General features: G+C 32.6%; 10 protein-coding genes. 2 read left to right on the forward strand and 8 right to left on the reverse strand.

Annotation, left to right across the window (positions count from 1 at the left end):
• Position 1 precedes the first annotated feature (1 nt).
• Complete coding sequence (locus C8C88_RS04310; protein ID WP_121336933.1) at positions 2-1,021, forward strand: LacI family DNA-binding transcriptional regulator; 1,020 nt, start codon at positions 2-4, stop codon at positions 1,019-1,021.
• 197 nt (positions 1,022-1,218) lie between these two features.
• Complete coding sequence (locus C8C88_RS04315) at positions 1,219-2,244, forward strand: LacI family DNA-binding transcriptional regulator (protein WP_121336934.1); 1,026 nt, start codon at positions 1,219-1,221, stop codon at positions 2,242-2,244.
• 9 nt (positions 2,245-2,253) lie between these two features.
• Here C8C88_RS04315 and queG read toward each other — a convergent pair whose 3' ends face one another.
• The 8 genes from queG to nrfD all read right to left on the reverse strand — a co-directional run bounded on the left by queG (position 2,254) and on the right by nrfD (position 11,294).
• Positions 2,254-3,174, reverse strand: coding sequence for a tRNA epoxyqueuosine(34) reductase QueG (queG, locus tag C8C88_RS04320; RefSeq protein ID WP_121336935.1), 921 nt, complete (start codon positions 3,172-3,174; stop codon positions 2,254-2,256).
• 87 nt (positions 3,175-3,261) lie between these two features.
• On the reverse strand, positions 3,262-4,284 hold the full coding sequence (ruvB, locus tag C8C88_RS04325) for a Holliday junction branch migration DNA helicase RuvB (RefSeq protein WP_121336936.1): 1,023 nt from the start codon (positions 4,282-4,284) through the stop codon (positions 3,262-3,264).
• Between the two features lie 131 nt (positions 4,285-4,415).
• Positions 4,416-6,212, reverse strand: coding sequence for a cbb3-type cytochrome c oxidase subunit I (locus C8C88_RS04330; protein WP_121336937.1), 1,797 nt, complete (start codon positions 6,210-6,212; stop codon positions 4,416-4,418).
• A 29-nt stretch (positions 6,213-6,241) separates the two neighbouring features.
• Complete coding sequence (locus C8C88_RS04335; RefSeq protein ID WP_121336938.1) at positions 6,242-7,402, reverse strand: cytochrome c oxidase subunit II; 1,161 nt, start codon at positions 7,400-7,402, stop codon at positions 6,242-6,244.
• A 19-nt stretch (positions 7,403-7,421) separates the two neighbouring features.
• A complete protein-coding gene (locus C8C88_RS04340) occupies positions 7,422-8,792 on the reverse strand; it encodes a quinol:cytochrome C oxidoreductase (RefSeq protein ID WP_121336939.1) in 1,371 nt (456 codons plus the stop codon).
• A gap of 27 nt (positions 8,793-8,819) precedes the next feature.
• Positions 8,820-9,365 carry a cytochrome c gene (locus C8C88_RS04345; RefSeq protein WP_121336940.1) on the reverse strand — a complete coding sequence of 182 codons (546 nt, stop codon included), beginning with the start codon at positions 9,363-9,365 and terminating at the stop codon, positions 8,820-8,822.
• An 8-nt stretch (positions 9,366-9,373) separates the two neighbouring features.
• Positions 9,374-9,898 (reverse strand): DUF3341 domain-containing protein, encoded by a 525-nt coding sequence (locus C8C88_RS04350; RefSeq protein ID WP_121336941.1) that lies wholly within the window; start codon positions 9,896-9,898, stop codon positions 9,374-9,376.
• Positions 9,891-11,294: an NrfD/PsrC family molybdoenzyme membrane anchor subunit gene (gene nrfD, locus C8C88_RS04355; protein WP_121336942.1), complete on the reverse strand. Its 1,404-nt coding sequence runs from the start codon at positions 11,292-11,294 to the stop codon at positions 9,891-9,893. The genes C8C88_RS04350 and nrfD overlap by 8 nt, the downstream gene beginning before the upstream one ends.
• Positions 11,295-11,314: the final 20 nt, after the last annotated feature.

The following is an 11,314-nucleotide window of genomic DNA, read 5'->3' on the forward strand; positions in this document are numbered from 1 at the left end:
AATGAAAGATGCTACTCTCAAACAAATTGCCTTACAACTTGGAATTTCTATAACAACTGTTTCGAAAGCCTTAAAAAATTATTCTGACGTAAGTGAAAAGACTAAAAAAGCGGTTATAGATTTAGCAACCGAATTAAATTATACTCCAAATAGCTTTGCCGTAAACTTAAGAACCAAAGAATCTAAAACCATTGGATTAATAATCCCCACTGTTGTACACCACTTTTTTTCGAATGTTATTGAAGGAATTCTTGAAGAAGCCGAGAAAAGAAACTACATGGTTATCATTTTACAATCTAATGAAAACTATGAACTCGAAAAAAAACAAGTAGCGCTTTTATTGAATAAAAGAGTAGACGGAATTCTTATTTCCTTATCAAATGGGACAGGCGAATTTGACCATTTAAAAACAATTCTTGCCAACAAAACTCCATTAGTTCTTTTTGACAAAATTGCAAAAATTGTAAACTGTTCGAAAGTGACCATAAACGACAGGAAAGCGGCTTATGATGCGGTTACTTATCTAATAAAAAAAGGATATAAAAAAATTGCTCATTTTCGCGGATCTTATTTACCCCAGAATGCTATAGACCGTTTTTTGGGTTATAAAAAAGCGCTTGAAGACAACAACATTGTTTACGATTCTTCATTGGTTTATTTATGTGAAAATAATTTAGACTTTGAAGACGGCTATGAAAATGCAAAAAAAATAATTGCAGAACATCCTGACATTGATGCAATTTTTGCCGTAACGGATTTAGTTGCGATTGGAATTATTAAATATTTTAATGAAATTGGAATTGAAATTCCAAGGCAAGTTGCCGTTTTTGGATTCAGCAATTGGTTTATGTCAAGCATAATATCCCCTAAACTCACTACAATTAATCAGCCAGGTTTTGAGATTGGACAAAGGGCAGCTTCCATTTTATTTGATGAAATAAAAGCAAAAAAGAACGATGAACCAGTTGTTTTTCAATCTATCGAGTTGAATACAAGTATCATTGAAAGAGAATCTACCTAAACACAGTTTTTATTAAATTTAACTGTTGCTAATTAATTTGTTTAATTTGAAATTTAGAAAGGATTTCAGATAAAAATTAATATCTTGGTATTGAATTTTTGAATAAAAGAAGATCTAAACCCTATTAAAAAGACCTTCTCGATAATAAATATCTTTTTCACTAATTTTTTTAAATTAAACAATTAGATAAACGCTTCATGAAAGACATCACTCTTAAAGAAATAGCTAGTAAATTAGGCATTTCCATAACTACCGTTTCCAAAGCATTGAAAAATTATCCAGATGTTAGTGAAAAAACTAAAAATGCGGTAATTGAACTTGCTCAAAATCTACAATACACTCCAAATAGTTTTGCGGTAAACCTAAGAACGAAAGAATCTAAAACTATTGGATTGATTATTCCAGAAGTAATGCATCATTTCTTCTCGAATGTGATTAATGCTATTATCGATGAAGCTGAAAAAAATGGATATTTAGTTATAATTCTTCAGTCAAATGAAACCTTAGAATTAGAAAAGAAACAAGTTGAACTTCTTATCAATAAAAGAGTTGATGGGATTATAATGTCGTTATCAAACGAATCTAATAATGACGAGCATATAAAGGGAATTATCAATAGAAAAATTCCATTTGTAATGTTTGACAAGATTGCAAAACTTACTACTTGTTCAAAAGTAATTATTGATGATCAAAAAGCTGCTTTCAATGCAACTCAGCATCTAATCGATAATGGTTGCAGAAAAATAGCTCATTTTCGTGGTCCATTAAATCCTCAAAATTCCATTGACCGCTATATTGGATATAAAAAGGCATTAGAAAAAAATAATATTCCCTTTGACAATAAGTTAGTTTACACCTGTGAAAAAGTTACTTTTCAAGAAGGAAAAGATTTTGCAGAACAAATCATTAAAGAACATCCAGATGTAGACGGTATTTTTGTCATAACAGATTTAGTAGCCGTAGGTGCTTTAGCTTATTTTAATGAAAATAACATAAAAGTTCCAGAACAAATCGCTATTATTGGCTTTAGCAATTGGTTTATGGCACAAGTTATTACGCCTAAATTAAGTACTGTTGATCAACCAAGTCATGAAATGGGAATTGTTTCTTTTAATTTGTTATTAGAAGAAATGAATTCTCGTAAAGAAGAAACTCCATTTAAACCTAGAACGGTTGAATTAGAAACTAATATTATAGTTCGAGATTCTAGCTTAAGAAACTAATAAATAGTATTATTTTAAGAATTCAATATTTTTTTTAAGCCCTTGAAACTTGGCTCTTTTGAGGGGTGAATTTTTAAAAATGACTTTAAAAGTTTCTTCGGTAATTTCTTCCCAATCGCTTTTTGACATCGAAAGTAATTCCCGATTAGGATTAAATAAGGGTTCCGAATGTGATTTTGAAAAACGATTCCAAGGGCAAACATCTTGACAAACATCACAACCAAAAGCCCAATCATCAAAGCTGCCTTTCATTTCTTGAGGAATGTTTTCTTTTAATTCAATCGTAAAATAGGAAATACATTTGCTCCCATCAACTACATAAGGTGCAACTATAGCCTCCGTAGGACAAGCATCAATACACGCTGTACAAGTGCCACAATGATCAGTTGTAGGAGTATCGTAGTCTAAATCTAAATCAATAATAAGTTCTGCAATAAAGTAAAAAGAACCTACTTTTTGAGTCAACAAATTACTGTTTTTACCTATCCAACCCAAACCACTTTTGGCAGCCCAAGCTTTGTCAAGAACCGGCGCTGAATCAACAAAAGCGCGTCCAGAAACCTCCCCAATGTTCGATTGAATTGAAAACAGAAATTCTTTAAGTTTTTCTTTAATTACAAAATGATAATCTTGCCCGTAAGCATATTTGGAAATTTTATATGAATCTGTATTTTGTAGCTGTTCCGGATAATAATTTAGCAATAACGAAACCACACTTTTAGCATCATCAACAAGCAAGGTCGGGTTCAGACGCTTATCGAAATTATTTTCCATATACAACATTTGTCCATTTTTTTTATCATTTAGCCATTTTTCAAGTCTAGGAGCTTCTTGTTCTAAAAAGCCGACTTTAGATATCCCACAAGACAAAAACCCGAGGCGTTTGGCTTCGGATTTTATAAATTGTGTGTATTTTGATTTGTTGTTAATGGTAAAATAGTATTTGTAATTCTAGGCAAACTCTTAAATAAAAGTCAATTTTTATACATTTTATAAAGAAAAGTGAACAAGAATAACTTAAAACAAGCCACCTTGAATATTGGTTTTTATTTTTCCTAAATGTCTATATGCCTTATCCGTAACTTCTCTACCTCTTGGCGTACGCATGATGAATCCTTCTTGAATAAGAAACGGTTCATAAACTTCTTCAATGGTTTCACTACTTTCAGATACTGCTGTTGCTAATGTTGACAATCCAACTGGTCCACCTTTAAACTTATCGATAATTGTATTAAGAATTTTATTATCCATTTCATCAAGTCCATGAGCATCCACATTAAGCGCTTTAAGAGCATATTTAGCAATTTCTATATCAATTGTTCCATTACCTTTAATTTGAGCAAAATCACGTACCCTACGCAATAAAGCATTAGCAATACGAGGCGTGCCTCTACTTCTACCGGCAATTTCAATAGCAGCATCCAAAGAAATTGGCATTTTTAATATTGATGCACTTCGTTCAACTATTGAGGTAAGGAGTTCAGTTGTATAGTATTGAAGGCGTGAAGAAATTCCAAAACGTGCTCTCATAGGAGCTGTTAATAAACCTGAACGTGTTGTTGCGCCAATTAAAGTAAAAGGATTTAAATTGATTTGGACAGTTCTGGCATTAGGCCCAGATTCTATCATAATATCAATTTTAAAATCTTCCATTGCAGAATATAAATATTCTTCAACTATGGGACTCAAACGATGAATCTCATCAATAAACAAAACATCGCGTTCTTCTAAATTTGTCAATAAACCAGCTAAATCTCCAGGTTTGTCCAAAACAGGACCTGAGGTTATCTTAATACCAACTTGTAATTCATTAGCTAAAATGTTAGCCAAAGTAGTTTTCCCCAAGCCAGGAGGCCCATGAAAAAGGGTATGATCTAAAGCTTCATTTCTTTGATTAGCTGCTTGAACAAAAACTTTTAAATTTTCAAGTATTTGGTCTTGTCCTGCAAAATCATCAAAAGAAAGAGGTCTCAATCTTTTTTCGAGATCTAATTCTTCCGAATTAAATCCTTTGGTTGTGGGGTCTAAATTTTCATTCATTTAACAAAGATAAAGAAACTAATGAGTTGCATGAAATACATCAGGCGAGATTATTAAAATAAAAGTCTAAACTCAAATATATAAAAACAAAAAACCCCTACTAATGTAGAGGTTTTTGTTTTTATATATTTTTAGTGATGTAAAACAACTTCACCTGGCTTCATTGGAACATTTTGAGGAACAAAATCATCTTCATGTTCAGGATTGCTGTAATCATAAGGCCAACGATGTACTTCTGGTATTTCACCTGGCCAGTTACCATGCATATGTTCTACAGGAGCAGTCCACTCTAAAGTATTCGATCTCCATGGATTTTGAACAGATTTTTTACCGTAGAAAATACTACTAAAGAAGTTGTATAAGAAAACCAATTGAAAAGCACCTCCGATTAATGCAAAAGTAGTTATAAGTACATTTACATTTTGTAAATCGTCGAACAATGGAAAGTTTGTATTTGTATAATAACGTCTTGGTAATCCAGCTAATCCAATAAAGTGCATTGGGAAAAATACTCCATAAGCACAAACTGCAGTTACCCAAAAGTGAATATAACCTAAGTTTTTGTTTAACATTCTTCCAAACATTCTTGGAAACCAATGATAAATACCTGCAAACATTCCATAAAGAGCTGAGATACCCATTACTAAGTGGAAGTGAGCTACAACAAAGTAAGTATCATGAACATTAATATCCAAAGTACTATCTCCAAGAATAATTCCAGTTAAACCTCCAGTAATGAAAGTAGAAACTAAACCAATAGAAAATAACATTGCAGGATTTAATTGTAAATTACCTTTCCAAAGTGTTGTGATATAGTTAAATGCTTTTACAGCAGAAGGAATTGCAATCAATAAAGTTGTGAATGTAAATACCGATCCTAAGAATGGGTTCATACCTGAAATAAACATGTGGTGACCCCAAACTATAGTTGATAAAAATGCAATAGCTAAAATTGACATAATCATTGCTCTGTAACCAAAAATTGGTTTACGAGAGTTAGTTGCAATAATTTCAGATGTAATTCCTAAAGCAGGCAATAATACGATATATACCTCAGGATGACCTAAGAACCAGAATAAGTGCTCAAACAATACTGGAGAACCACCTTGATAATGTAAAACTTCACCAGCAATATAAATATCAGAAAGGAAAAAAGATGTTCCAAAACTTCTATCAAAAATTAATAATAAAGCTGCAGATAATAATACTGGAAATGAAACTATACCAATAATAGCAGTTACAAAGAAAGCCCAAATAGTAAGTGGCAATCTTGTCATAGTCATTCCTTTGGTTCTAAGATTGATTACTGTAACAACATAATTTAAAGATCCCATTAATGAAGAAGCAATAAATATAGCCATAGAAACTAACCAAAGTGTCATACCCATTCCTGACCCAGGAATTGCTTGTGGTAAAGCTGATAATGGAGGATATATAGTCCATCCTGCTGATGCTGGTCCAGCTTCAACAAATAATGAACAAACCATAATAACACTAGATAAAAAGAATAACCAGTATGAAATCATGTTCATAAATCCAGAAGCCATATCTCTAGCCCCAATTTGAAGGGGAATAAGTAAATTACTAAAAGTACCACTTAATCCTGCCGTCAAAACAAAGAAAACCATTATAGTTCCGTGAATTGTAACAAGAGCTAAATAAATATCATTTGCCATTACTCCATCAGGAGCAAACTTATCACCTAATAAAATATTGAATATTTTAAAAGACTCTTCAGGCCAAGCCAACTGCATTCTAAAAAGCATAGACATACCTACACCAATAATACCCATAATAATACCTGTAATCAAGTATTGTTTGGCAATCATTTTGTGATCTATACTAAAAATATATTTAGTAATAAATGTGTCTTTATGATGATGTTCGTGTTCGTGATCGTGTCCGTGATCGTGACCTTCTGCTGACATATATGTTTACTTTAAATTTTCTTAATTAATTATTTCATTGCTATTTTAACAACAGCTGCTGTATCATTTGTTTTAGTAGAATCAGTAGTTGCAGGTGCGCCATCAACAGGAGCAGGAGCCGCAGCAGTTTTAATTTCGTCTACCAAAGAAACTTGTTCGCTTAACCATTTTTTGTAGTCTTCTGGTGTATCAACAACTACTTTCATTTGCATGTTGTAATGTGACGCTCCACAAATTTTATTACAAAGTAATAAGTAATCGAAAGTATAAGGATCAAGTGCTGGCTGACCTTTTGCTACAAGTTCAATACTCTTTTTAGCTCTTATTGCATTAATATTAGCTACTTTTTCAACCATGTATGGTAACTCTCTATATTCTGCAGAAGTATAAATTGGCACAAAAGCAAATTCAGTAACCATACCTGGAACACAATTCATTTGAGCTCTAAAATAAGGCATATAAGCAGAGTGCAATACATCTTGAGAACGCATTTTGAAATGAATTTTTTTACCTTTAGGTATGTGTAATTCTGTTACAACAAAATCATCTTGTGCATTTTTATCAGACATATCAACACCAACAGAATTAGCTCCTTCAATAAATCTAACATTAGCTTTTCCTAAAACATTATCTTGACCTGAATATCTAGCTTTCCAGTTGAACTGTTGTGCATATAATTCAATTACAATAGTATCTTCATCTTCATCAACAAACATAATATTATTCCAAGCATATAAACCATACAAAATCAATCCTGCCAAAACAACAGCTGGAATAACACTCCATATAGCTTCTAACTTATTGTTGTCAGCAAAATATAATGCTTTCTGATCTTTTTTCCCTCTGTATTTGAAAGCAAAAAAGTGCAATAAAACTTGTGTAATAGCTTGAACAGTAAAAATCAAAATCCAAGTTATATTCATCAAATTATCAACATCAGCTCCGTGTTCTGAAGCTGGCGTATGAAGCACTAAAGAACCCCATCTAAACAAAGAATAAATTGAAAAGATGTATATAAAAGCTAAGAAACCAAACATCAAATAACCTTGAACGTTATTATCATTATCTGTAGCTATTTGAGAATTGTCCGAATCAGATACTCCTACTTGAGTAAGATCGAAAATTTTCGTCAATTGCCATAAAGCAACAGCCAATAAAACTAAAACTATAATTACCAACAAACTTGTCATCTGTTTATTTCTTTAAATATTAATAATGAAAATGTTTACTTTCTTCAATAAATGGATTTCTTTTCGGCAACAATGGTGCTTTTGATAAAGCAGTGAAAACAACAAAAATAAATAATCCGAAGAAGAAAAGAACTGAAGCTATTTCTGACACACCGATGAACCATTGATCTCCAACTGTTCCTGGCATAATCATATTAAAGAAGTCAATATAATGACCTAATAAAATTACTGTTCCAGCCATAACAAGTATCCATGTAATTCTTTTAAAATCAGTATTAATTAAAATTAACAATGGGAAAAGAAAATTCATAACTACAGCTCCAAAGAATGGAAGATTGTATACTTGTATTCTAGTAATAAAATAAGTTACCTCTTCAGGTATATTTGCATACCAAATTAACATGAATTGAGAGAACCATAAGTAAGTCCAGAATACACTAATACCAAACATAAATTTAGCTAAATCATGAATGTGACTTGTATTAACATGCTCTAAATACCCTTTAGATTTCAAGTATAAAGTAACCATTGCTATTACAGTGATACCGCTTACAAAGAAACTTGCAAAAACATACCATCCAAACAATGTACTAAACCAGTGTGGATCAATTGACATAATCCAGTCCCATGACATAATTGACTCAGACACAATAAAGAACACTAAAAATCCTGCAGATATTTTGAAATTCTTTTTATAAAAATCATCGTTTGTAGACTCATCTTGAGCTAAACAGTTTTTTCTAGAGAAATAACGGTATAAATTCCATCCCAATAAAAACACAGCAGCTCTTACAATCCAAAATGGAAAGTTTAAATACCCTGCTTTACCTGCAATTATTTCGTCATAATTAGCACTTTTAGGATCAGTAACACCTTCTCCTAACCATACAAATATATGATTGAAATGTAATCCACATAAAACTAATAATATAAAGAACAAAACAGATCCTACTGGCAAGTAAGATGTGATTCCTTGCATAACTCTAAACAAAACAGGAGACCAACCAGCTTGTGCTACTTGTTGTATAGCATAAAATGCTAAAACACCCATAGAGATTAATAAAAAGAAAATACAAGCAACATACAATGCAGACCAAGGTTTGTTTTGTAATTGGTGTAAAACATGATTTAAGTGTTCTTCATGTTCAGCAGCTTCTTTAGCTACAACAGCTGCATCAGCATGCTCTTCTGAAGCAACATTTGCTTCGTGAGAAGATTTAGATTCTTCATGCTTAGCAACACCATGAGAACCATGACTATCAGCAGCAAGTATCTTTTCAACTTCTTGAATATCTTTAGGTGCAGTTAAAAAACCATATCCAATTCCTAAAAGACCTACAGCCATTAAGATGAATGAAAAAGTTTTTAATTTACTTGAAAATGTATACATATCTATTACGATCAGTTTGTTCAACAATTATAATTGGCTTTTTAGTTTTAGAACATAGTCAGCAACTAACCAGCGTTCATGGGCACTTAATTGATTAGCATGTGAACCCATTGCATTCAAACCATAAGTTATCACATGAAAAACACTTCCTTCAGTAATAGCTCTGTCAGCATAACTAGGTACACCAAGAAATTTTTCTCTTTCTACTAATTTTCCTTTACCATTACCAGCAGCACCATGGCAACTAATACAATAAATTTCAAAAAGTTCTTTTCCTTTACCAGAATTTCTTTCAATAGAATCCAAAGGTGATTTTAGATTTGCTTTCGCTAAATCATAACCAGCGGTTGTATTTTCATATTCATAAGGTTCAAAACCTCTATTGATGGTTCCAGGAACAGGAAGTTGACCTTCTTTACCATTTTTAAACGCATCAGATTCAGAGTACGTTTCATAACCTACAGATTCGTACATGTTTGGAAAATACTGATAGTTTGGCTGTGTCTTATCATGACAAGACGAAACTAAAACGGTAAAACCAAATAAAAGTGTTATTTTATATATCCTTTTCATAGCTATGATTACTGCTTTTCTATTACTTTAACTTCAACTGCTCCTGTAGTTTTGAAAAAAGAAACTAATTCTTCTTCATTTTCATTTACAGCAACTTCCATCAAAAAATGATCATCTGTTGTTCTTACGTCTGGATTTTCAGCTTCTTTAAACGGCCATAATCTACTTCTCATATAAAAAGTAATAACCATTAAGTGAGCTGCAAAAAATACCGTTTCTTCAAACATAATTGGAACAAATGCAGGCATGTTTTCAATATAACTAAAACTTGGTTTACCACCAATATCTTGAGGCCAATCTTGAATCATGATGTAATTCATCATCCAAGTTCCAAAAGATATACCACATATCCCGTATAAAAAGGCGCAAATGGCTAATCGTGTTGGGGCAATTCCCATAGCTTTATCCAATCCGTGAACCGGGAAAGGAGTAAAAACTTCTTCAATATGATAATGAGCTGCACGCGTTTTTTTAACAGCATCCATCAATATATCATCGTCATTATAAATGGCGTATATTACTTTATTACTCATGATGTGAATCTTTATTTGCTTCTCTTTCTCTTTTGTAATTATCTCCTGTTCCTTTCAATATTGTTTTTACCTCTGCTTGAGCTATCACAGGGAAAGTTCTAGAGTATAACAAAAACAACACAAAGAAGAAACCTATTGTTCCAATAAAAATTCCTATGTCAACAAATGTAGGAGAAAACATTGTCCATGAAGATGGAAGGTAATCTCTATGTAATGATGTTACAATAATTACAAACCTTTCAAACCACATTCCAATGTTTACAACAATTGAAATTATAAAAGAGAACATGATACTTGTTCTTAATTTTTTAAACCACATGAATTGAGGAGAGAACACATTACAAGTCATCATTGACCAATAAGCCCACCAGTAAGGTCCTGTTGCTCTATTCAAAAACGCATATTGTTCATATTCAACTCCAGAATACCATGCAACAAATAGTTCTGTTATATAGGCAACCCCAACAATAGAACCTGTAATCATGATAACAATATTCATCAACTCAATGTGTTGAATTGTAATATAAGCTTCAAGATTAGAAACTTTTCTCATAATGATAAGCAAAGTATTTACCATCGCAAATCCGGAGAAAACCGCTCCAGCAACGAAGTATGGAGGAAAAATTGTAGTGTGCCATCCTGGAATAACCGAAGTAGCAAAGTCCATAGATACAATAGTATGTACTGAAAGTACAAGTGGAGTAGCCAATCCTGCAAGTACCAAAGATACCTCCTCAAAACGTTGCCAATCTTTAGCTCTACCGCTCCATCCAAAACTTAATATAGAATATACTCTTTTATTAAAAGGAGTTATAGCTCTATCACGTAACATTGCAAAATCAGGCAATAAACCAGTCCACCAGAATACTAATGAAACTGAAAGATAAGTTGAAATTGCAAATACGTCCCAAAGTAATGGCGAGTTAAAGTTTACCCATAAAGAACCAAATTGGTTCGGAATTGGCAAAACCCAATATGCTAACCATGGACGTCCCATGTGAATGATTGGAAATAAACCTGCTTGAATTACAGAGAAAATAGTCATTGCTTCCGCAGAACGGTTAATGGCCATTCTCCAACGTTGACGGAAAAGTAATAATACTGCAGAAATTAATGTTCCTGCGTGACCGATACCTACCCACCAAACGAAGTTAGTGATATCCCAAGCCCATCCAACAGTTTTATTTAATCCCCATGTTCCGATACCTGTAGACACGGTGTAAATTATACAGCCTAATCCCCAAAGGAAAGCTGTTAATGCGATTGAAAACACAATCCACCAATGTTTATTTGCTTTACCTTCAACAGGTGCAGCTACATCTACTGTTACGTCGTGATATGATTTATCACCTATAACTAAAGGTTTTCTAATGGTTGCTTCGTAGTGAGACGACATAATCCTTTATCTTGTTTCTT

Origin of the sequence: Flavobacterium sp. 123, assembly GCF_003634825.1 — a bacterium.
Classification (GTDB): Bacteria; Bacteroidota; Bacteroidia; order Flavobacteriales; family Flavobacteriaceae; genus Flavobacterium.